The organism is Actinomadura physcomitrii (assembly GCF_008923205.2).
In the GTDB taxonomy this organism is placed as follows: Bacteria; Actinomycetota; Actinomycetes; order Streptosporangiales; family Streptosporangiaceae; genus Spirillospora; species Spirillospora physcomitrii.
On record NZ_WBMS02000038.1, the window covers coordinates 13,042 to 33,809 of the forward strand.

General features: G+C 73.1%; 24 protein-coding genes. 12 read left to right on the plus strand and 12 right to left on the minus strand.

The features are described 5' to 3' along the window. The first annotated feature begins 332 nt into the window (after positions 1–332). Together F8568_RS51220 and F8568_RS51225 are read left to right on the plus strand one after the other, a co-directional pair. Positions 333–704, plus strand: coding sequence for a DUF4241 domain-containing protein (locus tag F8568_RS51220; RefSeq protein WP_151597926.1), 372 nt, complete (start codon positions 333–335; stop codon positions 702–704). Beyond that, a complete protein-coding gene (locus F8568_RS51225) occupies positions 674–847 on the plus strand; it encodes a DUF4241 domain-containing protein (RefSeq protein ID WP_151597968.1) in 174 nt (57 codons plus the stop codon). The genes F8568_RS51220 and F8568_RS51225 overlap by 31 nt, the downstream gene beginning before the upstream one ends. 34 nt (positions 848–881) lie before the next feature. Here the strand turns inward: F8568_RS51225 and F8568_RS34850 are convergent, their stop codons facing one another. After that, positions 882–1,118: a DUF397 domain-containing protein gene (locus F8568_RS34850; protein WP_151597927.1), complete on the minus strand. Its 237-nt coding sequence runs from the start codon at positions 1,116–1,118 to the stop codon at positions 882–884. After that, on the minus strand, positions 1,118–1,981 hold the full coding sequence (locus F8568_RS34855) for a helix-turn-helix domain-containing protein (RefSeq protein ID WP_160573878.1): 864 nt from the start codon (positions 1,979–1,981) through the stop codon (positions 1,118–1,120). Before F8568_RS34855 ends, F8568_RS34850 begins: the two co-directional genes overlap by 1 nt. A 248-nt stretch (positions 1,982–2,229) precedes the next feature. Between F8568_RS34855 and F8568_RS34860 the strand changes: the two genes are divergently transcribed. Further along, positions 2,230–2,706: an ATP-binding protein gene (locus F8568_RS34860; RefSeq protein ID WP_160573879.1), complete on the plus strand. Its 477-nt coding sequence runs from the start codon at positions 2,230–2,232 to the stop codon at positions 2,704–2,706. A gap of 257 nt (positions 2,707–2,963) precedes the next feature. Here the strand turns inward: F8568_RS34860 and F8568_RS34865 are convergent, their stop codons facing one another. From F8568_RS34865 to F8568_RS34875, 3 genes are all read right to left on the minus strand, one after another. Beyond that, entirely contained in the window at positions 2,964–3,428 is a 465-nt protein-coding gene (locus F8568_RS34865) for a hypothetical protein (protein ID WP_151597930.1), read from the minus strand. Between the two features lie 102 nt (positions 3,429–3,530). Next, complete coding sequence (locus tag F8568_RS34870; protein ID WP_328601158.1) at positions 3,531–4,349, minus strand: thioesterase family protein; 819 nt, start codon at positions 4,347–4,349, stop codon at positions 3,531–3,533. Between the two features lie 24 nt (positions 4,350–4,373). Continuing rightward, complete coding sequence (locus tag F8568_RS34875; RefSeq protein WP_151597932.1) at positions 4,374–6,044, minus strand: LCP family protein; 1,671 nt, start codon at positions 6,042–6,044, stop codon at positions 4,374–4,376. Positions 6,045–6,299: 255 nt separating this feature from the next. Between F8568_RS34875 and F8568_RS34880 the strand changes: the two genes are divergently transcribed. The 3 genes from F8568_RS34880 to F8568_RS34890 all read left to right on the plus strand — a co-directional run bounded on the left by F8568_RS34880 (position 6,300) and on the right by F8568_RS34890 (position 8,909). Further along, positions 6,300–7,367 (plus strand): glycosyltransferase family 2 protein, encoded by a 1,068-nt coding sequence (locus F8568_RS34880; RefSeq protein ID WP_268896466.1) that lies wholly within the window; start codon positions 6,300–6,302, stop codon positions 7,365–7,367. Between the two features lie 100 nt (positions 7,368–7,467). Further along, positions 7,468–8,274 carry a hypothetical protein gene (locus F8568_RS34885; RefSeq protein WP_151597933.1) on the plus strand — a complete coding sequence of 269 codons (807 nt, stop codon included), beginning with the start codon at positions 7,468–7,470 and terminating at the stop codon, positions 8,272–8,274. Positions 8,275–8,366: 92 nt separating this feature from the next. Next, on the plus strand, positions 8,367–8,909 hold the full coding sequence (locus tag F8568_RS34890; RefSeq protein WP_328601159.1) for a Uma2 family endonuclease: 543 nt from the start codon (positions 8,367–8,369) through the stop codon (positions 8,907–8,909). Between the two features lie 28 nt (positions 8,910–8,937). On the opposite strand, the gene F8568_RS34895 is transcribed toward F8568_RS34890, so the two are convergent. Together F8568_RS34895 and ispD are read right to left on the minus strand one after the other, a co-directional pair. Further along, on the minus strand, positions 8,938–9,690 hold the full coding sequence (locus F8568_RS34895; protein WP_151597934.1) for a glycerophosphodiester phosphodiesterase: 753 nt from the start codon (positions 9,688–9,690) through the stop codon (positions 8,938–8,940). After that, positions 9,687–10,388: a 2-C-methyl-D-erythritol 4-phosphate cytidylyltransferase gene (gene ispD / locus F8568_RS34900; protein WP_151597935.1), complete on the minus strand. Its 702-nt coding sequence runs from the start codon at positions 10,386–10,388 to the stop codon at positions 9,687–9,689. Before ispD ends, F8568_RS34895 begins: the two co-directional genes overlap by 4 nt. A 124-nt stretch (positions 10,389–10,512) precedes the next feature. On the opposite strand from ispD, the gene F8568_RS49950 reads away from it, so the two are divergent. The 6 genes from F8568_RS49950 to F8568_RS34930 all read left to right on the plus strand — a co-directional run bounded on the left by F8568_RS49950 (position 10,513) and on the right by F8568_RS34930 (position 15,522). Next, positions 10,513–11,298 carry a DUF5941 domain-containing protein gene (locus F8568_RS49950; RefSeq protein ID WP_151597936.1) on the plus strand — a complete coding sequence of 262 codons (786 nt, stop codon included), beginning with the start codon at positions 10,513–10,515 and terminating at the stop codon, positions 11,296–11,298. Continuing rightward, positions 11,295–11,900: a DUF5941 domain-containing protein gene (locus F8568_RS49955; protein ID WP_202125700.1), complete on the plus strand. Its 606-nt coding sequence runs from the start codon at positions 11,295–11,297 to the stop codon at positions 11,898–11,900. Before F8568_RS49950 ends, F8568_RS49955 begins: the two co-directional genes overlap by 4 nt. After that, entirely contained in the window at positions 11,897–12,628 is a 732-nt protein-coding gene (locus tag F8568_RS34915) for a phosphocholine cytidylyltransferase family protein (RefSeq protein WP_151597938.1), read from the plus strand. Before F8568_RS49955 ends, F8568_RS34915 begins: the two co-directional genes overlap by 4 nt. A gap of 62 nt (positions 12,629–12,690) precedes the next feature. Beyond that, positions 12,691–13,767, plus strand: a complete 1,077-nt coding sequence (locus F8568_RS34920; protein WP_202125708.1) for an iron-containing alcohol dehydrogenase family protein — start codon at positions 12,691–12,693, stop codon at positions 13,765–13,767. Beyond that, complete coding sequence (locus F8568_RS34925; RefSeq protein WP_236009806.1) at positions 13,757–14,644, plus strand: CDP-alcohol phosphatidyltransferase family protein; 888 nt, start codon at positions 13,757–13,759, stop codon at positions 14,642–14,644. Before F8568_RS34920 ends, F8568_RS34925 begins: the two co-directional genes overlap by 11 nt. A gap of 23 nt (positions 14,645–14,667) precedes the next feature. Continuing rightward, positions 14,668–15,522: a glycosyltransferase family 2 protein gene (locus tag F8568_RS34930; RefSeq protein WP_151597970.1), complete on the plus strand. Its 855-nt coding sequence runs from the start codon at positions 14,668–14,670 to the stop codon at positions 15,520–15,522. On the opposite strand, the gene F8568_RS34935 is transcribed toward F8568_RS34930, so the two are convergent. The 5 genes from F8568_RS34935 to F8568_RS34955 form a co-directional block, all read right to left on the minus strand. Then, positions 15,515–16,147, minus strand: a complete 633-nt coding sequence (locus F8568_RS34935; protein WP_151597941.1) for a TetR/AcrR family transcriptional regulator — start codon at positions 16,145–16,147, stop codon at positions 15,515–15,517. The two genes, F8568_RS34930 and F8568_RS34935, sit on opposite strands and share 8 nt — an antisense overlap. Before the next feature lie 119 nt (positions 16,148–16,266). Further along, the gene (locus tag F8568_RS49960; protein ID WP_268896469.1) at positions 16,267–16,398 is read right to left on the minus strand and encodes a hypothetical protein; all 132 of its coding nucleotides are present in this window, start codon (positions 16,396–16,398) and stop codon (positions 16,267–16,269) included. Positions 16,399–16,775: 377 nt separating this feature from the next. Then, complete coding sequence (locus F8568_RS34945) at positions 16,776–19,229, minus strand: HelD family protein (protein ID WP_151597942.1); 2,454 nt, start codon at positions 19,227–19,229, stop codon at positions 16,776–16,778. A gap of 87 nt (positions 19,230–19,316) precedes the next feature. Beyond that, the gene (locus F8568_RS34950) at positions 19,317–19,946 is read right to left on the minus strand and encodes an SDR family NAD(P)-dependent oxidoreductase (protein ID WP_151597943.1); all 630 of its coding nucleotides are present in this window, start codon (positions 19,944–19,946) and stop codon (positions 19,317–19,319) included. Next, on the minus strand, positions 19,943–20,725 hold the full coding sequence (locus F8568_RS34955; RefSeq protein ID WP_328601160.1) for an acetoacetate decarboxylase family protein: 783 nt from the start codon (positions 20,723–20,725) through the stop codon (positions 19,943–19,945). The genes F8568_RS34950 and F8568_RS34955 overlap by 4 nt, the downstream gene beginning before the upstream one ends. Between the last annotated feature and the right edge of the window lie 43 nt (positions 20,726–20,768).

The window sequence follows — 20,768 nt, forward strand, 5'->3', positions numbered from 1 at the left end:
GCCCCCCCCCCCCCCCCCCCCCCCCCCCCCCCCCCCCCCCCCCCCCCCCCCCCGCCCCCCGCCCCCCCCCCCGGGGGGGGGGGGCCCCGGGCCCCCCGCCCCCCCCCCACCGCACCGTACGGACTCGGCAACCTTGCTCGAGCGGACCTTCTCGGCGAACAACCGTCCCCGACCGGGGCGCGCATCGGATTCACTTAAGAAATACAGTGCGCCGGTATGTTCCGTGCCGGAAGTCGCTATCGTTGGGGTGACGGTACCCACTCGATGATTGACGCTCAGTCGGCTGGCAGTTTGAGCCTTCCTAGTGGACATTTGATCGTGCAAGATCCGAGTTGGGGACGCCATCCGGAGGTGCGACCGTTCACTGTAAAGATCCCCCCAGGTCGTATCCGGTAACTCTTTCGATCTCCCACTGGAATTGGTTACCAGACCCCCCGATGCGATTGGTCAACGCCGCAAGGATTACGGTGCGAGACGAACCTTCGGCGTCCTGGGAACCGGCGCTCCGGCCGGGGCAGGAGTCGGCATCACTTGACGAGGGCGCGTTCTTTGGATTCGGCATTGACTCCGGTACTGGCTGTTTTCTTGATGCTGCAGCCCACGAAAGGCTTGGAGCGATGCGTGATTTTGATGACGCTTTGCTGATTCGAGCGATCGAGCGCGTGTCTGTGGCCTGGAGCTTCGGACGGGGGATCCGGAATTGAACATCGTTGTGTTCAAGTGCGGCATGGGTGATGGAGCCTATCCAACGTGGATCGGCCGTTCGGCAGATGGAGACATCACTTGGGTTGTCTCCGATCTGGAGCTACTTCACCATGGTACGGCCCTCGACTTCCCTGGAGTGTGATGTCAGAGGCCGACACAACCTGGCTTGCCTCAGCTTACTCGTGGACGTGAAGCCCGGCCTTGATGGCGGCGGCGACGGCCTTCGCGGTCTCGGCGGGGAGGATGATGCGCGGGCCGTCGGGGTCCTTGGAGTCGCGGATCGCGATGAGGCCGGGCATCCGGGCGATCTCCACGCAGTCTGCGCCGTCACCTTGGCTGTGGGAAGACTTCCGCCAAGCCACGTGATCGAAGGGTGAAGAAGGCGCGTCAGGGGATGGTGGCGTCGGGTTCATCAGGTCCCTGCCTTCACTTGGTCGCGCAGCTTGGTCAAGAAGGCGACGCTGGAGTCCTTGTCGAGGGCGGCAGCCAAGAGGTGCTGATATTTCAGTCTATGGCTCTCAATGTCCTCGGGTTGCTCCAGGTACAGCGCGTTGCGCCCCATCTCGATGTGGACGATCGTGGGGTCCTCGGCGTACTCCAGGAGGGTGAAACTGCAGGCCAGGCCGGGGTGCATGCCGGCTGAGAACGGGATGACCTGCACGGTGATGTGCTCGCTCTCGCCCGTGTCGATCAGGCGCTGGAGTTGTTCCTCGCGCTCGGACGCGGTGCCGAACGGGCGGGCGACGGCGGCCTCGTCCAGGACGGCCCACAGGTGCGGCGGGTCAGGGTGGTCAAGGATCCGTTGGCGGGTCATGCGGAAGTCGATGCGCCGCTGAATCTCCTCAGGGTCGCGGATCAGCCCGCCGCGTATCGCGGCGCGTGCATAGGGAACGGTCTGGAGAAGGCCGGGGATCACGAGCGGCTGGTAGGTGTGGATCCGGGCGGCCTCGGCCTCGAAGCCCGCGTACGCGTTGCCGAGGACGTCGGCGTACTCCTTCTCCCACCAGCCGCGCTCGCGGGAAAGGCGCGCGAGGTTGAGGAGCGCTTCCTTCTCCTCGCCGCTCACCTTGTAGTAGTCGAGCAGGACGCGGATGTCGCTCATGTTCGGCTGGGGGCCGATGCCCGTCTCCAGCCGGTTCATCTTGCCCTGGCTCAGGTCGATGTCGCCGCGGACCTTGTCCGCCGTAAGGCCGGCGTCCAGCCGCAGCCTCCGCAGCTCCCGCGACAACCGGCGGCGGGCGATCGTCGGGCTGCGGCGGTCGGGCGTAGTGGACATGGGTCTCTCCGGATCAGGACCAGCGCGAGGGGCGTCCAGCATCGTAGTCACTTTCCGTATCGGACACATGACAATCTATCGGACGACTTCCAGAATGGAACTTCCATTCTTGAGCATGCTGGGTCATGCTGGCGATCCGAGGACCTCCGAAGGGGATGCCTGCGCCTCGTGTCGATCACGGAGAGTTGAGAGGTGATCGCATCGTGGTGCCCTCGGGTGGTGAACCCCCGGCGACAGGAGAGGAAGCCATGATCGTGCCGTCTGCCATGACCGAGCCGGAGACGCGTCCGCCGGTGGCGGGTGAGCCTGCTCGGGCGGAAGTGCTCGGGCTGGCCGCGTTGCCGTCCGCCGTGCCCGTCGCCCGCTATTTCGCTCACGCGCTGCTGGGCGCGTGGAGGCTGGCGGAGCCGTACGGCTGGGCCTGTCGGCAGGTGCTGTCCGAGCTGGTCAGCAACGCGCTGGAGGCGACCGGAGAACCCGGCGGGGCGCCTTTGCGGCTCGAAACGTGCGACGTGGCGATGATCCTTCTCCGGTTCCAGTGCTCCCCGGCGCATCTGATCGTCGAAGTCCGCGACGGCAGTTCCGAGTGTCCCCGGGTTTCGAACGCCGCTCCGTTGGACGAGTCCGGGCGAGGGCTGGCGCTGGCCGGTGCGCTGGCGTCCGAGTGGGGCGTGTACGGGGTCGCGCAAGGCAAGGTCGTGTGGGCCGCGTGGCAACTCGCGTGATCTGGCGCCTGCCGTGGCGCTCCGGGCCGCGCCAGACGGCCGTGGACGCGGCGTTGGCGCAGCTTCGGGAAGGTCTGGCCGATCAGGCGAGGCACTGGGGGCGGCTCGCCGATGAGGCGGAGCGCCCTTCGCTGCGGCGCACGTGCATGGCGGTCAAAGCGCACACCCTCGCTCAGGCCGTCGCTCATGTGGACGAGGTCAGGTACCGGCGCTGAGCGGCGGTCACCGGATGGCCGGTGACCGCCGCTCAAGCGAGATCAGTCATGCGTGACCTGGACGATGATTCTGCCGTCCTTGGTCATGCGCGGGCGGAACGTCAGGCCGTTGACGGTCGAGGACGAGCCGGAACCGGCGATCGTGGCGTCCATCGAGGTGACCATCTTGCTGTTGCGGCCGTTCGCGGTGAAGACGACCCGCGGGCCGTCGGTGCGGACGTCGATGCCGTTGACGCCGTACTTCGGGTCGAGCGGGATGCGCTGCCCGCTCTCGACCTCCACCTCGCAGTCGGCGTCAAGGCAGGCGTCGAGGTTCTTGCCGTCCTTCGCCGTGTCCTTCTTGACCTTCGGGCTCGCGGACGGCGCGGGTGGGCCGGCCGTCTTGCGCGGCGCTAGGACGGGTTCGTGCGCGGCGGAGAGCCGGACGTGGGTCTGCGCCGCGTAGCCGGTCACCGCGAGCGCGGCGACGGCGGTCGTGCTGATCAGGCCGAGAAACCTTGTCGACATTCTCTGGACTCCTGAAGGTGACTACTGTGTGCACGCCTATCACTACCCAGAGTAGTCGATCAAGAATCAGAGGCCGATTCGGTGGGGCGATGTCGTGCCAGGTCAGGGCGTTGGCTGCGTGTCCACGAACATGGTTTGCAGGACCCGTCCGAACACTCCGTGACCGTCGGCGAGGGTCGCCTCGCACAGCGCGCCGCCGCGCGGGCTGACGCTCAGCGACGCGGCCATGCACAGCCACTCCCCGGCCGGGTCGCGGTGCAGCGCGACGGTGAGGTCGGTGTTGATGATCATCCATTTGGCCAGGTCGAGCTGGCTGCCGACGCCGGACGCGCTGTCGGCCAGGGTGAGCGCGCGCACCAGCGGCGAGTCGGCCTCGCCGGCGACCAGCGGGATGCGGGCGCGGGCCCAGGTCGTCCCGGGGCCCGGCTCGAAGAACGAGCCCTCGGCGATGCGCCACTCCATCGCCGACAGGTAGCCGTGCGTGTGCAGCCCCGGGGCCGTGAACGTCCGGCCCGCGTCGGGGAGCGGCGGCGGCGCGGGCGCGTGGACGGCCTCGGGCACCTCGGCGGGCGTCGCCATGATCCGCCACGCGGTGGCCCGGACGACCGGCCGCCCCTCGTGGGTCATCTCGCCCTCGAGCAGCGCGACCCGCCGCCCCGGGCGGACGACCCGCGCGGACACCTCCAGCTCCGCGACCGGGACGGGGGAGAGGATCTCGACCGTCACCCGCGCGACCCGGGTGCCGGGCACCGGGTCGGTGCGCTCGAACGCCCGGCCCATCAGGCCCGCGACCGGGCCGGCGTGCTGCAGCGACGGCGACCACGGGCCCGCCGTCGCCGGGGTGCTCGCGAACCGGCCGCCGCCGAGCGGCCGGTAGAACGCCTCCGGAAGGTCACCGTCCAACGCCCTGCTCCTCTCCACGATCTAGAACGATATTCTAGATCGTCAGTGGCAGAGCTTCTCCGTGGCCGTCCCCGCGTCCAGCGCGGACCCCGACGCGGGCGACGCCGTCGGCGACGGCGAGGCCACCTTCACCTTCTTCACCCCGTCCCAGTCGGCGCCCACCATCACCTGCACCCGCGACCCGAGCGACGAGACCTCCTTCAGCTTCGCGTTCGGGATCGCCGCCGCCAGGGTCTTCGCCGAGTCCTCCCGGCCCGGGCCGTACTGGATCTGGGTGCGCTGCAGCCCCCGCCGCGCCACCCCCGGCACCACCGTGACGTGGAAGCCGTCCTTCGTCAGCTGCGCGCCCGCGTGCGTCGCCAGCCCCGGCGTCCCGATCGCGTTCAGGACCCGGACGCTGATGTCGTCCGGCGGCACCGTCGGCCCGTCCGACGGGGTCTTGGACGGCGTCGCGCTCGGCTTCGGCGTCTTCTTCGCCTCGCTCAGCGGCTCGTCGTGCCGGATCCGGCCGAACAGGTCGTTCGCCTTCGCCTGGTCCCACTGGACGGTCGACTGCGGCGACGGCGAGTTCCACAGCAGCGCGTTGTACCCCGGGTTCGCCAGCGGCACGTTCGCGAACGTCAGGCTGTCGGTCGACAGGTCCTTCATCTGGTCGGCGAGCTTCGGCAGGCCCTTGGCGAGCTCCGGGTCGACCCGCAGCGACTTCAGCGCCGCGTCCAGGAACTTCGTCGACTTCACCGGGTCGCTCAGCGTCTTCGACGACAGCGCCTGCTTCATCATCGACGCCATGAACTGCTGCTGCCGGTCGATCCGGCCGAGGTCGGTGCCGCCGGTCAGGGTGTAGCGGGCCCGCGCGAACCCGAGCGCCTTCAGCCCGTCCACGTGCGACTTGCCCGCCGGCAGCTTCAGCCCGCTCTTCGGGTCGTTGATCGCCTGCTCGGTGCACACGTCGACGCCGCCGAGCGCGTCCACCATGTTGACGAACCCGTAGAAGTTCACCTCGATGTAGTGGTCGATCGACACGCCGGTCGCCCGCTTGATCGTCGCCACCGTGAGATCGGGCCCGCCGAACTGGTACGCCCACGTCAGCTTGCCCGGACGGGCTCCGATCTGCTGCCCCTTCGGCCCCTCCGACCCGTTCGACCTGTGCGCCGGGATCGTCACGTACGAGTCGCGCGGCAGGCTCACGATCGACACCCGGTCGTGGTCGCGGGAGACGTGCACCAGCTCCATCGTGTCGGAGCGCTCGCCCGCGTCGTGGCCGAGCTTCGCCGCCTTCTGCTGCGCCTTCGTCAGCCCCTCGCGGCGGTCGACCCCGGCGACCAGGATCGTCATCGCGCCCTTCGGGCCGTCCTTGCCCTTACCGAGCCCGCCGACGTGCACCTTGTCGATCGCGCCCGTCACGTAGTTCTGGAACGCCCACGCCCCGCCCGAGGTCAGCAGCACGAACGCCGACGCCGTCCCGGTCAGGGTCAGGAACCGCTTCTGCCGCCGGGCGCTCATCGCCGCCCGCGGGCTGATCCGGCGGCCCGGGCGCCGAGGCCCCCGCGGCCCGTCCACCTTCACCCGCGGCGCCGGCATCCCGTCGATGGTGACGCCCTCGATGTCGCCGTCGTCGGCGGGGCCGTCGGCCGCTCCACCTGCGGGTCTGGGCCGGAAGTAGCGCTCCAGCGGGTCGGCGTCGCCGCGTCCCGAGTCGTGCCCGTCCACCATGCCGACGCCCGCCTCCCGAAGACCTCGTTCTCGCGTGGGTCCCCACCACTCTAAAGTGGGGAACACCCGTCCGTTCGCTACCTGTACTTCGTGTCCTTGCAGTAACGTGGCGCCGTCTTGACCACACCCCGGCGGCCCGCACGCAAACCTGGGTGGCGTGGGCTGCGTCAGACAAGCAAGCGAGAGAGAGGAAGGGGGGCCTCCCTCTGGCCGCGGCACCCCGTCGCCACGGCCGAGGTACGCCCGCGAGCCCACATGAATCCACCTCCCCACGCCCAGCGCACGACACGGCACGGAACGCGGCCGCGCACCGGTGGCGAACGCACCTGGCCCGCGGTGTCGGTGGTCATGCCGGTCCTCAACGAGCAGCGCCACCTGACGGACTCCGTCCGGCGCATCATGACCCAGGACTACCCCGGCGAGATGGAGCTCGTGCTCGCCGTCGGGCCGTCCCGCGACCGCACCGAGGAGATCGCCCGCCGCCTCGCCGGCGAGGACTCCCGCATCGTCGTGGTCGCCAACCCCACCGGGCGCACCCCGCAGGGCCTCAACATCGCCATCAAGGCGTCCCAGTACTCGATCATCGTCCGGGTGGACGGGCACTCGCTGCTGCCGCCCGACTACGTCCGCGCCGCGGTCGAGACGATGGAGGAGACCGGCGCCGACAACGTCGGCGGCATCATGGCCGCCGAGGGCGTCACCCCCTTCGAGCAGGCCGTCGCCCGCGCCATGACGTCCCGGATCGGCGTCGGCAACGCCCGGTTCCACACCGGCGGCGAGGCAGGCGAGGTCGAGACGGTCTACCTCGGCACGTTCCGGCGCAGCGCGCTGGAGCGGGTCGGCGGCTACGACGAGACCTTCACGCGCGCCCAGGACTGGGAGATGAACCACCGCATCCGGCAGACCGGCGGGCGGATCTTCTTCACCCCGCGGATGCGCGTCACCTACCGTCCCCGGCCCAACCTGCGCGCCCTCGCCAGGCAGTACTTCCACACCGGGCGCTGGCGCCGCGTCGTCGGCCGCGAGCACCAGGGCACCCTCAACCTGCGCTACCTCGCCCCGCCCATCGCCGTGGTCGCGATGGCCGCGGGCGTGGTCGCCGGGGCGTTCGGGTTCTGGCCCGGCTGGATCCTGCCCGGCGGGTACGCGGTGGCGATGATCGTCGGCGGGGCCGTGGAGGGCCGCGGGCTGCCGCCGTCCGCCTGGATCCGGCTGCCGCTGGTCTTCGCGACCATGCACGTCACCTGGGGCATCGGGTTCCTGACCAGCCCGCCGCGGCTCGGCCAGCCCACCCCCGCCAAACCCGGCGAACCGGTGGTGTAGCGGCGAAATCCGGCCAACCTCCCCTGAACCCCCGTGCGTTTTCGCACGTCTCAGGGTTAGGTTCGACGGGAACACGCCCGCCGGGCGCGAGGAGGTTGCCATGTCCAACGGCGCACGCCACGGCATAGGCGCGGTGGTGGGGCTCGTCGCGACGGCCGTACTCACGTACTGCCTGACCATGGGCGCCTACAAGATGTCCATGGCGCAGCGGTACTTTTCCGCGACGTTCCGCAACTACCATGGCAAGGAACTGTGGATCGGCGCGGTGCTCCTGATCGGCGCGGCGATCGTGCTCGGGCTCGTCACGGGGTCGCGGGTGTCGCCGGTCGCCTCGCTGATCCCGGGCGTCCTCTACACCGCCACCGGCGTGCTGTGGATCGCCGACGCCGGATGGGCGATGCGGAACACGGCGAAGAAGTCCTTCCCCAACTCGCTCACCCTGGGGTACCTGAACCTCGCCACGTTCGGCGTGTTCCTGCTGCTCGGCGTCGCGTTGCTCGTCGCGTCGGTGCCGCCGTCGCGGTGGCGCGCCCGGACGGCCGCGCCGCGCTACGGCGGGCCGCCGCCCGCCCCGCTGGGCCCGCCGCCCGCCGCGGGCGCTCCGGCGCCGCTGGGCGCGCCTCAGGCGCCCGCACAGGACTCGCCATGGGGACGGCCGCCGCAGTACGGGCAGCAGCCTCCCGGGCAGCCGCAGTACGGCCGCTCGGCGCAGCCGGGCCTCCCGCCTGCGGCCTCCCCGGCGCCGTCCGCGCCGCCGGCCCAGCCTCCGGCGCGCCCCGCGTCCGGTGCCGTCCCGTTCGACGACAACGACGGCAAGCCGTCCGCCCAGGGCGGCGGCTCCGGTGAGGGCGTCGGCGAGTGGACGCAGATGTACGGCGGCGACGACCTGCGACGCGGCGACCGCTAACGTCGCCGGGCCAGTACCCTGACTGCGTCAGGGCCGGTCCGCCGGGCGGGTACGGGGAGGAATGCCATGACCGCCGAGCCGGTCGCTCCCGCGTGATTCACGAGCAGATCACGGCCGGGCGGTACGACTCCTGGTCCGAGGAGCAGTGCGCCGGCATCGAAGTCGTGGGCGGGATGGTCGTCGCGGGCGGCCCCAGCGCGTCCAAGCGCCACAACCGCCTCGCTCGCGTCCTGGCGAACGCCCTGGACGACGCCGGAGGCCCGGAGTGGAACGCCGACACCGACTTCGACGTCCGGCTGCAGGACGTTCCGCTGACCAACCGCCGGCCGGACGTCGTCGTGTACCGGGCGGACACGATCGACGTGACCCCGACCCGCCCGGAGCACGTGCTCCTGGTGGCCGAGGTCGTCTCACCGGGCTCGGAGACCACCGACCGGGTCGTGAAGGTGGACCAGTACGCCCGGGCGGGCATCGCGTTCTACTGGCGTGTCGAACAGGCCGCCACCGGGGTGCCGCTGCTGTACACCTACGTCCTGGACCCGGCGACGGCGGCGTACCGGGAGGGCGAGGTGTTCACCGGCAAGGTCGAGGTGTCGGCTCCGTTCGCCATGGAGGTCGACCTCGGTTCCGTTTGAGGACGGCCCTGGGGGGGCCGGGGTTCGGCTAGGACAGGGCGGTGAGGACGCCGGGGACGTCGTTGACGACCATCGCGTCGACCCCGGCGGACGCGTAGTCCGGGGCGCGGTCGGCGGCGGGGCACCAGGCGATCACGTCCAGGCCCGCCTGGTGCGCGACGTCCACGCAGTGCTCCAGGGGCCGCAGCCGGCTGTCGGGGTGCTCGAACCCGCACGAGCCGGTGTGCACCGCGATGGCCTGCAGGTCCAGGCCCGCCGCGGCCGGGACCGCGTGCCACATCGGGAACCGCAGCCAGGTCAGCAGGCCCAGCGGGACGTCCGGCAGCCCGCCGCGCAGGAACACCAGCAGCGCCGGGTCGAACGAGGTGACGAGCAGCCGGCGGCGGCGCGCCTCGCGCTTCAGCACCGGCAGCAGCAGCGGGCCCGTCCGGCGGGACGGGGCGTCCACCGCGTCCTCCAGCACGGTCTTGACGTCGACGTCGACCGCGATGTCGGCGGGCAGCGCGTCGAGGACGTCGGTGAGCAGCGGCAGGCCGCTGGCGTCGGCGGGCATGTCGACGATGTGGTCGCCGCCCTCGACGGTCGGGTCGTGCCGCAGCACGAGGTGGTCGTCGGCGGTGCGGGTCACGTCGATCTCGACCCAGGACAGCCCCGCGGAGGCGGCGGCGAGCAGCGACTCCAGGGTGTTCTCCGCGACCGGCGCCGCCGCGCCCGGCGGGGTGAGGGTGCCCGCGCCGTAGCCGCGGTGGCCGATGACCGTGGGGGACTTGTCGAAGATCAAGGCAGGTCCTCCTGGGCGAGGTGCTCGGCGATCACCGCGTCGAGCGGCTGGGTGACCTTGAGGTTGCGCTCGCTGCCCGCGACCACCCGGATCGGCACGTCCGGCAGGTAGCGGTGCACGATCCCGCAGTCGTCGGTGGCGCGCAGCGCCGGATCGGCGAGCGCCAGCTCGTAGGCCTTGCGGATGGTGCCGAGCCGGAACCCCTGCGGGGTCTGGAACCGGCTCATCGTCTCGCGCGGCGGCATGGACGCGACCACGCCGTCCTCGACGACGACGATCGTGTCCGGCGACGGCACGCCGACCGCGACGGCGTCGTGGCCGTCCAGCGCGTCCAGCACCCGGTCGATGACGGCCGCGCCGACGAACGGGCGGGCGGCGTCGTGGAACAGCACGCGCGCGTCGTCGGCGTGGCCCTCCAGGGCGCGCAGCGCCGCGACGGTCGAGGCGGTGCGGGTCGCGCCGCCCTCCACCACGCCCGTGACGCTGCGGAACGGCGCGGCGATCACGCCCGCCTCGCGCAGGTGCCCGGCGGCCATCACCACCAGGACCTCGCCGACGCCGGGATGGGCGTCGAACGCGGCGATCGCGTGCGCCAGGATCGGCCGCCCGCCCACCTCGATGAGCTGCTTGGGGCGTCCCGCGCCCATGCGCTCGCCGATCCCGCCGGCGAGCACCACCGCCACCGTCCGCGCCGCCATCTCTCCCTCTCGCCGCTCCGCCCCGCGCCGCGCGCAGGACGTGCGCCCGTTCCTGCGACAGCCGGTCACCGAGTCGCTACGCTGAGCTGTCACCCGTACGCTTCGATCCGGCCTGGAGGCGCCGATGGTCAGGGTGCGCCTTCGCCGCCGGCGCGCCAAGCTCAACGTACCGGAGGCGGCCGGTGCCGCGGCGCGGAACCGCGCCGCCCCGCACGCCGTCCGCCACCGGGGCGACGGGCTCGTCGCGGCCTACGCGGTCGGCGGGTACGCGCCGTACCTGGTGCGCTGGGCGGCGTCGCGCGGCCTCGCGCCCGAGACGGTGTCGGGCATCTCGTTCTGCTTCGGGGCGCTGGCCGCGGTCTGGTTCTCCGCCGGGTCCCGCGACGGGACGATCGCCGGGGCGGGGCTGCTCTACGTCTCGTTCGTCCTGGACTGCGTGGGCGGCGGGCTGGCGGGCGCGGCGGGCACGCCCTGGGCGGCGTGGCCCGCGGGCGTCCTCGGCCGGGCCAAGGAGGCCGCCGTGTACGCGGGCCTCGCGGCCGGCGCGGGCGCCGAGCCGCCCGGCGGGCCCGGATTCGCCGGGAACGCGTGGGCGGCGGCCGTGGCCGCGCTGGTGCTGCTGTCGGTCCGCCAGACCCTGGACGTGTCCTACGCGTCGTCCCGGTACGGCGGGCGCCCGCGGCCGGGCCGCCTCCGCAACGAGGTCGCGCGGCGCGCGGTGCGGGCGCTCGCGCTCCCGGCCGGCGAGCGGTTCGCGCTCATCGCCGTCACCGCCGCGCTCGCCGGCGCCCGCGTCACCTTCGGGGTCCTGCTGGTGTGGGGCTCGGCCGCCGCCGCGTTCGTCCTCGCCGGGCATGCGCGCGGCGCGTTCGCCCGTGCGGTGCCCGCGCCGGGATCGGCGGACCGGTGAACGCCGCCGTCCAGGTCGGGGACCACCGCGACGACGGGCCGGTGTGCCTGGTGCTGGGCATGACGGCGCGCGGCAGGCTCCCGCCGCTGCCCGCCGTCACCGCCGCGGCGGGCGTCACCGCGCTGCTGCTGGCCGCCGGCGCTCAGGGTCCGCCGGCTCCCGCGCTGCTCGCCCCGATCGTGGCGATCCTGCTGGCCGGTCCTTCCGCAGGCCACCCGCACGAGGGACGGCTGGACTGGCTCGTACCGCCCATAATCCGCGCGATCGAGTATGGTTACCTCGCCGTACTGGGGTTTGCGCAGGGAGTGCCGGCACCGCTCGTCTACGTGCCGGCGGCCGTCCTCGCGCTCCACCACTGCGACGCCGCGTACCGCTCCCGCCAGGGAGTCCGGCCATGGGGGCTCGTCCTCCGCGCCGGTCTCGGCTGGGAGGGGCGGATGCTCTGGGTGGCCTTCGCGGGCCTCTGCGGGCTCCTTCCGATCGCGTACGCTGCGCTGGCCGCCTACCTTGGTGTGCTGTTCGGCAGCGAGGGCGTCGCCATGTGGGCGCGGTCCGTTCGCGGCGGCGGTGTGATGGTCGACTGGGAGGAAGAACGAGCATGATCGGCATGGTGCTGGCGGCGGGCGCGGGCCGGAGGCTGCGGCCGTACACCGATACCCTCCCGAAGGCCCTGGTCCCCGTGGACGGCGACACCACGATCCTGGACATCGCGCTCGGCAACCTCGCCGAGGTCGGGCTGACCGACGTGGTCATCGTCGTCGGCTACTGCGCGGGCGCGGTCGAGGAGCGCAAGGCCGCCCTCGAGGAGAGGTACGGCGTGTCCATCACGCTGGTTCACAACGACAAGGCCGAGGAGTGGAACAACGCCTACTCCATGTGGCTGGCTCGCGAGCACTTCTCCAAGGGCGTCCTCATGGTCAACGGCGACACGGTCCATCCGGTGAGCGTCGAGAAGACGCTACTGGCGAACCGCGGACCGGACATCCTCCTCGCCGTGGACAACGTGAAAACACTCGCCGACGAGGAGATGAAGGTCGTCCTCGACGAGGGCGAGCACCTGAAGACGATCACCAAGCTGATGGACCCGTCCACCGCCTACGGCGAGTACATCGGCGCGACCCTGATCGAGCCCGCCGCCGCGGAGCCCCTCGCCGACGCACTGAAGGCGACCTGGGAGAGCGACCCCGACCAGTACTACGAGGACGGCTACCAGGAGCTGGTCGACCGGGGCGGCCGCATCGCGGTCGCGCCGATCGGCGAGGTCGAGTGGGTCGAGGTGGACAACCACGACGACCTGGAGAAGGCCCGCCGGATCGCCAAGACCTACTGAGGCCGCCGGCGCCATACGCGGGACGACCCCGAGCGAGGAGGCCCATGCCCCTGCTGACGCGGATGCTGAACGCGCCGCTCTCCATCGACGTGCGGCGCGGCGCCGTCGCCGCCCTCGGCGAGCTGCTCGCCGACAAGCGGATCGCCACCGAGGGACGGGTGGCCATCGCCGTCGGCCAAGGCCAGGGCGACCACATCGCCGAGCACGTCCGCCCGTCCCTGTCGGCCTGCGAGGTGTTCCAGGTCGAGGGCGGCACCGTCGACGCCGCCGTCGGCCTCGCCGGCAGGCTGCGCGGCGGGACGTTCGAGGCCGTCGTCGGGATCGGCGGCGGCCGGACGATCGACGCGACGAAGTACGCGGCGACGCTGTCGGGCATCCCGATGGTGTCGGTCGCCACGAACCTGTCCCACGACGGGATCTGCTCCCCGGTCGCGTCCCTGGAGCACGACAAGGGCAAGGGCTCGTTCGGCGTCGTCATGCCGCTGGCGATGGTCGTCGACCTCGACTACGTGCACACCGCGCCCCACCGGCTGGTCCGCGCCGGGATCGGCGACGTGGTCAGCAACTTCTCCGCGGTGGACGACTGGCTGCTCGCCGCCGAACAGTGCGGCGAGCGCGTCGACCGGATGGCGCTGACCGTGGCCCGCACCGCCGCCGAGGCGCTGCTGCACCAGCCGGGCTCCATCGAGTCCGACCGGTTCCTCACCGTCCTCGCGGAGGGCCTGGTGCTGTCGGGGATGGCGATGTCGTTCGCGGGCGACTCCCGCCCGGCGAGCGGCGGCGACCACGAGATCCTGCACGCCATCGACCAGCTCTACCCGGGGACCGCCAACCACGGCGAGCTGGCGGGGATCGGCGCGGCGTTCTGCTACCACCTGCGCGCCACCCGGCTCTCCGGCGGCGACGCCGCCGGCGAGCCCGCGGAGGAGCGGCTCGCGGAGATCCTCGCCTGCCTCGGCCGGCACGGGCTGCCCCGGTTCCCGGCCGACGTCGGCCTCACCGAGGAGCAGTTCGCGGAGGCCGTGCAGTACGCCCCGCGCACCCGGCCGGGCCGCTATACGATCTTGGAACACCTCGGCCTCGACAAGGGCGAGACGCTCAAGGCGGTGGAAGAGTATGTCCAGGCCCATGGAGGCTGAGCTCCCCGGCCCCTCCGGAACCCCCGAGACCCCGGCGGGCGGCCCCGGTTCCCCGGACCCGGGCGACCACCGCCCGCCGCGCAACGCGGCGCGGGTCGCCGACATCCGCCGGTACGGGCAGCCGCCCGGCCTGAAGGACCGGCGCAACGAGGAGCACTGGGCGGGCCGGCTCTACATGCGCGACCTGTCCCCGTACTTCGGGTGGATCGCGCTGCGCCTCGGGTTCAGCCCGAACCAGCTCACCTACCTGATGATGCTCAGCGGCATCGTCGCCGGGGCCGTGGTGTCGGTGCCCGCGTCCGGCGCGGGCGGGCTGTGGACGGCCCTCGGCGGCGCCCTGCTCATCCAGGTCTACCTGCTGCTCGACTGCGTGGACGGCGAGGTCGCCCGCTACCTGCGGCAGACGTCGGTCGCGGGGGTCTTCCTCGACCGCATCGGCCACTACCTGTCGGAGATCTCGCTGCTCATCGGGCTCGGCTTCGCCGCGCAGGGCGGCTGGAAGAACGGCGGCTGGGCCGAGCTCGGCCTGGTCGCAGCGCTCGGCGCCGCGCTGATCAAGGCGGAGACCGACAACGTCGTGGTGGCCCGCGCCAAGTCCGGGCTGCCCGCCGACCCGTCCGGCGGCGACCGGGCGCTGCGGCCCCGCTCCACCGGGATCGCGCTGGCCCGGCAGGCCGCGTCGATGCTGCGCTTCCACCGCATCATCGGCGCCGTCGAGCTGTCGCTGCTGATCCTGGCCGCCGCCCTGATCGACACCCTGACCGGTGCGGACTCCCCCGTCGCGATCCGCGTGCTGATGGTCGCGGTCGCGCTCGTCGCGGTCGTGCAGACCCTGCTGCACCTGGTCAGCATCCTGGCCTCCCGGAGACTGAAGTGAAACTCAGCGTCGTCGTCCTCACCATGGGCAACCGCCCGGACGAGCTGGCCCGCGCCGTGCGCAGCGCGCTGGAGCAGGAGCACGCGGACGTCGAGGTCGTCCTCGTCGGCAACGGCGTCGACCCCGTGGGGGACCGCGCCGGCGTCCCGCCGTTCGACGACGAGCGGGTCAAGACGATCAGCCTGCCGAAGAACGTCGGCATCCCGGCCGGCCGCAACCGGGGCGTCGAGGCGTCCAGCGGCGACGTGGTGCTGTTCCTCGACGACGACGGCTGGTACCGCTCCACCCGCCTCGGCACCTACCTGCGGGACCGGTTCGCCGCCGACCCGGCGCTCGGCGTCGTGTCGTTCCGGGTCCGCGACCCGGAGGGCGGGCGCGGCGAGCGCCGGCACGTCCCGCGGCTGCGCGCGGGCGACCCGGAGCGCTCGTCGGAGGCCACGACGTTCCTCGGCGGCGCCTGCGCGATCCGCCGCGCCGCGTTCGACGCGGGCGGCGGCCTGCCGGAGGACTTCTTCTACGCCCACGAGGAGACCGACCTCGCGTGGCAGATCCTGAACGCCGGCTACCACATCGTGTACGACGCTTCCGCGGTGATGTTCCACCCGGCCGTCCTGCCGACCCGGCACGACATGTTCTACCGGTACAACGCCCGCAACCGGGTCTGGCTGGCCCGCCGGAACCTGCCGTGGCCGCTGGCGTTCACCTACCTCGCGGTGTGGGTCGGCATGACGCTGCTGCGCGAGCGTAAGCCGAGCGCGCTGAGGCCCTGGTTCAAGGGCTTCGTGGAGGGCTGGCGGAAGCCGGCGGGGCCGCGCCGGCCCATCTCCTACCGCACCGCGTGGCGGATGACGCGGACGGGCCGCCCGCCGATCATCTGACCGCCGCCAGGATCAGGTGGGTCAGCTCCGCCGTGATGTCGTCCAGGGGGATGGTCTGGTCGCGGGCGGACCAGTGGTGGACGAGGTTGTTCACCGCCCCGATGATCGCGATGACGGTGAGGCGGTAGTCGCGGTCGGCGGCCTCGCCGTGCCGCACCGCCTCCGCGATCATCGCGAGCATCGTCTCCTCCCAGTGCGCGCGCCACTGCAGCCGGTGCCGTTCGAGGCCGGCGCTGACCCCGATGACCTCGACGAACGCGATGCGCGCCCAGCGCGGGTCGCTGGCGGTGACGGTGACGAAGGCGCGGACCGCGCGCTCGACGCGGGCGGGCAGCGGCTCGCCGGCGGAGCCCGCGTAGGCGGTGTCGAGGGCCGCGCGGGCGCGCTCGTTGATGCTCCGGTGCAGGGCGGTGAGCAACTCCTCGCGTCCGGAGAACTCCTCGTAGAAGTTGCGGGTGGACACGCCGGCGGTGGCGCAGAGCCGCTCGATGGAGGTCGCCGCGTAGCCGCGGGTCCCGAACAGCTCGAGACCGGCGCCGAGCAGCCGCTCCCGGCGGTCGGCGCGGCGCTCCTCGGCGGAGCGGCCGCCGTAGCTGCGGCGGGGGGCGGGGTTCCGGCCGCTCATCAAACTCCATTCCGGCGGGGGTCGAGCTGGCAGCGCCAGCCTAACCGCGCCCGCGGCGCCCCGCCTCCCACCCGGCCCCGCCGTGGGACGCCGCGGCCCGCGCCCGGCCGCGCCGCGAGTCAGCGCAGGACGGGGGTCTCGCGGCTCATGCGGGAGAGCTTCTCGGGGTTGCGGACGGCGTACAGGCCGGTGATGAGGCCGTCGTCGACGCGGACGGCGATGACGGTGTCGATCTCGCCGTCGAGCCGCATACGAGATGCCGCCCGCCGCCGTCCTGTGACACCTGTGGGCGGTGGCGTACGTCATAGGGCCGCGCCGTCACAGGGGCCGGGGCACCGGCATCTCCATGGCATCAGGACGCCGCGCGGACGGGCCGCGCGGCCCCGCTACAGAGGAGAAGCCATGGATTCCCGGTTCGACCTGATGGCCAATGCGGTCGGCGCCAAGATCGCCAAGCGGATGTACAACGTCAGCCTGGCGATCGAGCAGTGCGGCGAACCGGCTCGGCGTGACGCTCCGCCAGAAGGGCGGTTCCTACGAGCCCGGCGCGTTCGCCGACCTGGAGAACTGACCGGCGGCCCCCGGCCCGGGCACTGCGAGGCCCGGGCTGGGGGCCGTGCCGCGCGCGTCAGCCGGACAGCAGGATGCCCTCCCACTCCGGCTCCGACGTCAGGACGACCAGGTGCTGTGTGGCGCGGGAGACGGCCACGTAGAGGACGCGGAGCCCGTTGGGGGACTGCGCGGCGACCGTCTCCGGCGCGGCGATCACGGCGGCGTCGAACTCCAGGCCCTTGGCCTCCAGGACGTCGAGGACCTGGACGCGGTCGGGCAGCCCGGCGGCGAGGCGCGCGCGGGCGGCGGCGTCCCACCGCGCGGACGCGATCTCGTGCGGCAGCGGGATGGTGCCCTCGTCGTGCGCCTCGGCGGGATGGAACGGGACGATGACGCCGATCGTGCCCTCGACCTGTGCGAGCAGCTCCTCGGCGTCCTGCCGGGCGGCGCCCGCGAGCCCGGACTCGGGCAGCACGCGGACGACCGGCGCGATCCCCGACGAGCGGACGGCGCGGGCCGGTCGCGCCTCGGGCAGCGCGCGCGCCAGCACCCGCGCGGACACGGCGGCGATCTCGGTGGAGTTGCGGTAGTTCGTCGTCAGCTCGTACTCGTGCCGGGTGCGGCGCGGCGCGGGCTTGCGGCGGCGGTTCCGCGACGACGGGCGCTCCCCGCTGAGCGCCGCGTCCATGGCCGTGCGGGCGGCGGCGAGGTCCTCCCAGGCGCTCTGCGCCGGGTCCTCGACGACGGTCCAGCTGGCCTGGCGGCCCCGGCGGCCGAGCATCCGCCACTGCATCGGCGACAGGTCCTGCGCCTCGTCCACGACGATGTGCGCGTACTCGGGGCGCTCCTCCACCACGCCGTCGTCGACGCGGCGGGACCGCTCCAGCCGCTCCATCGACGTGGTGAGCTCCTGCATCTCCGGCTCCCAGTCATCCTCCGCGACCTCCTCGCCGGTGAGGATGTTGACGCCGTCGACGACGAACGGGTCGTCGGCGGCGGCGGACGCGCGGCGGCGCGCCGGGCGGGGCGGCGGGCCGAGCAGCGCGTCGATCTCGTCGAGCAGCGCGACGTCCTGGTAGCTGAACGGCGCGTCGCCGGCCCACGAGGAGGCGAGCCGCGCGACGTCGTCGCCGTGCAGCTCCCGCCCGGCGGCGCGGCGCAGCCGGGCCGGGTCGCCGAGCGAGCGGAGCACGTCGGCGGGGCGGCGGATCGGCCAGAACGCCACCAGGAAGCCGGCGAACTCGCGCTGCTCGCGGACGCGGGCGTCGAACTGCTCGCGGGGCGTGCCGTCGCGCGCCGGGCGGCCGGGCTCGCCGTCGAGGGAGGCGAGGCCGTCGGCGGCGAGGATCGCGTTCCACAGCCCGGCCTCGGCGCCCTCCGCCTCCCGCGCGGCCTCCGGCCCGCCGAGGTCGGTGAACCGCCGCCACAGGGCGTCCAGCAGCATCTCGGCGACCTGCCGGCGGGCCGCGTTCACGCTGCCGCGGCTGCGCCGGTGCACGTCGCCCCGGACGCGGTCGAGGGCGCGCCGGTCGAGGGAGACGACAACGCCCTTGTACACCACGCGCAGCTCGTCGGGCGCGCCGGGGGCGTGGTCGGCGACGGCGCGGCGCAGCACGGCCGCCATCGTCTCCGATCCCTTCAGCGCGGCGAGCGCGGGCGTGTCGTGGACGGTCGCGGTGACGCCGTCGACCAGGTCGCCGAGGGAGCGCAGCGTCGCCGAGCCCTCGCCGAGCGACGGCAGCACCCGCTCGATGTAGGCGGTGAAGCGGCGGTTCGGGCCGACGACCAGCACGCCCCGGGACCCGAACCGGCGGCGGTGCCGGAACAGCAGGTAGGCGACGCGGTGCAGGGCGACCGCCGTCTTGCCGGTGCCGGGGGCGCCGCGGACCAGGACGGTCCCGTCGGCGGGCGCGCGGATCACCTCGTCCTGCTCGCGCTGGATGGTCGCGACGATGTCGCGCATCGCGCCCTCGCGGGCGCGGGCGAGGGAGGCCAGGAACGCGCCGTCGCCGACGATCGTCATGCCGCCGGCGGCGTCCGGGTCGAGGAGGTCGTCCTCCAGGTCGACGACGGTGTGGCCGCGCGAGTGCAGGACGCGGCGGCGGACGACGCCGCGCGGGTCCTCGGGGGTGGCGCGGTAGAAGTCCTCGGCGGCGGGCGCGCGCCAGTCGATGACCAGGGAGTCGTGCTCGCTGGTGCGCACGCCGATCCGGCCGACGTAGCGGACCTCGCCGGACGGCTTCTCGCCGGGGGCGAGGTCGAGCCGGCCGAACACGAGGCCGTCGTCGGCGACGTCGAGGGCCTGGGCGCGCAGCGCGGCCTGGTGGACCATCGCGTCCCGGTCCACCAGGGACCCCTTCGTGCCGGCGAGCGACTGGCGGTAGCCCTCGCGGATCATCGCCTGGGCGTCCGCGCGCATCTCCTCCAGCCGCGCGTAGGCGATGTCGACGTACCGCTGCTCGGCGGCGATCTCACGGTCCTTGACCGTGCCGCCGTGTCCGGTCGGCCGCCCGTTGACCTGGGACGACATGCAGGATGCTCCTCGCGCTCGGCTCGCCGGGGCGACCCCGGCGCCCTAAGGGGCGAAAGAGACAAGCCTATGCGGTCCCTCCGATGTTCAGCGCGGCGGTGCGGACGCCCGGGCCCGGCGCGGGCGGCGCGGGGCGAGGCGCAGCGGTCTGCGGCCGGGCGCCACGTGCACCTCGCCGGGCCGTGCCAGGGAGCGGTCGATCTCGTCGAGGACGAGCCGGGCGGGGACCTCGGCGGGCGGGCTCGCGCAGCGGAAGGCGACGCCTCGGCCGCGCTGCTCGGCGGCGAGGGCCTCGATGTAGGCGCGGGCGGCGGCGGCAGCGGCGGCGGTCGCGGGGGACGCGCCGGACGCGACGATGACGATGACCTCGCCGGCGCCGCGTTCCAGCATCCCGGGCAGCGCCGCGCGGATGAGGCCGGCGGGGCCGAGGAAGCCGTCCCGCATCGCCTCGTCCACGGGCGGTTCCGGGGCAGGCAGGGCGGGGGCGATGACGAGCCGGTGCACGGCCCCGGTCACGCCCAGGATGTCCGCGACGTCCTTGGGGTCGGTGATGTCGCAGGCGCGGACGTGGGTGTTCGGCGAGCGGAACGCGGTGGCCGCGAGCCCGGCCTCGTCGGTGTCGACGGCGACGACGTCCCAGGCCGCCGCGGCGAGCCGCCGTGCTGCGAGCGCGCCGGTTCCGCGGGCCGCGCCGGCGACCAGGGCCGTCCGCCTCACGGGCGCACCTCCTCGGCCGGGTCGAACGTCATCGACAGGTGCCCGACCGTGGTGCTGCTCAGCGCGCGCGCCCGGTCCAGTCCCAGCGCCCGCAGCTCCTCGGCCACCGGGTGGTCGCCCAGGACCACCTTGGCGCCGCCCGGCCGCATCCGGACATCGGACGGCGTGAGCGTCCACGGCGTCCGGCGGGTGACGCCGTCCAGGCAGGAGTACGCGTCCACCTTCGGCGCCCCGGCGCCGCCCGGCATCGGCGCGCCGGGCCGTACGGCGACCTCGACGGCGGTGCGGCCGCCGAAGCGCACGGCGCACCGCTTGACGCGCCCGGCGAGGTCCATCGGGATGTCGGCGAGCTCCTTGGGGAAGCCCCAGATGCTGCGCCCGCACTCCAGGGTGAACTCCTGGTTGACGGGGAGCCAGTGGATGAACGCCCCCACGTCCCGCATGGCACGCAGCCGTCCGCCCCTGCCGGACGGCGGCGGCGTCCCGGGCGGGCGCACCAGGAACGCGACGGCGAACTCGTGGTACGGGCCGAGGTCGCCGTCGGCGTAGCGGACGAACGCCAGCGAGCAGATCGCTCTTCCTCCCCGACCAACAGACCCCGACCTACCTCCTCGGCCCGCCAGGGGCTCGGCGATCTCGAGGCCGCTGTAGGCGATGACGGCCTGCGCTGCGGCGGCCGGGACGGTGAACATGGCCGAGGCGACGGCGGCGTCCCGGATCCGCACCGGAAGCGCGACCTCGTGCCCCTGGATCGGATGGACTTGCGCGGCACTTGTCACACCGTTAAGTAGAACAGGTTCTCGTTTTGCTGCCAAGGGCGGT

Coding starts and splice junctions, on each gene's coding strand:
- F8568_RS49950 (WP_151597936.1), top strand. CDS start 10,513: ATGGTCAGGGTGCGCCTTCGCCGCCGGCGCGCCAAGCTCAACGTACCG.
- F8568_RS34930 (WP_151597970.1), top strand. CDS start 14,668: ATGGGCAACCGCCCGGACGAGCTGGCCCGCGCCGTGCGCAGCGCGCTG.
- F8568_RS34875 (WP_151597932.1), bottom strand. CDS start 6,044: ATGGTGGACGGGCACGACTCGGGACGCGGCGACGCCGACCCGCTGGAG.
- ispD (WP_151597935.1), bottom strand. CDS start 10,388: ATGGCGGCGCGGACGGTGGCGGTGGTGCTCGCCGGCGGGATCGGCGAG.
- F8568_RS34880 (WP_268896466.1), top strand. CDS start 6,300: ATGAATCCACCTCCCCACGCCCAGCGCACGACACGGCACGGAACGCGG.
- F8568_RS34945 (WP_151597942.1), bottom strand. CDS start 19,229: ATGTCGTCCCAGGTCAACGGGCGGCCGACCGGACACGGCGGCACGGTC.
- F8568_RS34920 (WP_202125708.1), top strand. CDS start 12,691: ATGCTGAACGCGCCGCTCTCCATCGACGTGCGGCGCGGCGCCGTCGCC.
- F8568_RS49960 (WP_268896469.1), bottom strand. CDS start 16,398: ATGCGGCTCGACGGCGAGATCGACACCGTCATCGCCGTCCGCGTCGAC.
- F8568_RS34915 (WP_151597938.1), top strand. CDS start 11,897: ATGATCGGCATGGTGCTGGCGGCGGGCGCGGGCCGGAGGCTGCGGCCG.
- F8568_RS34855 (WP_160573878.1), bottom strand. CDS start 1,981: ATGTCCACTACGCCCGACCGCCGCAGCCCGACGATCGCCCGCCGCCGG.
- F8568_RS34860 (WP_160573879.1), top strand. CDS start 2,230: ATGATCGTGCCGTCTGCCATGACCGAGCCGGAGACGCGTCCGCCGGTG.
- F8568_RS34935 (WP_151597941.1), bottom strand. CDS start 16,147: ATGAGCGGCCGGAACCCCGCCCCCCGCCGCAGCTACGGCGGCCGCTCC.
- F8568_RS34885 (WP_151597933.1), top strand. CDS start 7,468: ATGTCCAACGGCGCACGCCACGGCATAGGCGCGGTGGTGGGGCTCGTC.
- F8568_RS34850 (WP_151597927.1), bottom strand. CDS start 1,118: ATGAACCCGACGCCACCATCCCCTGACGCGCCTTCTTCACCCTTCGAT.
- F8568_RS34865 (WP_151597930.1), bottom strand. CDS start 3,428: ATGTCGACAAGGTTTCTCGGCCTGATCAGCACGACCGCCGTCGCCGCG.
- F8568_RS34925 (WP_236009806.1), top strand. CDS start 13,757: ATGGAGGCTGAGCTCCCCGGCCCCTCCGGAACCCCCGAGACCCCGGCG.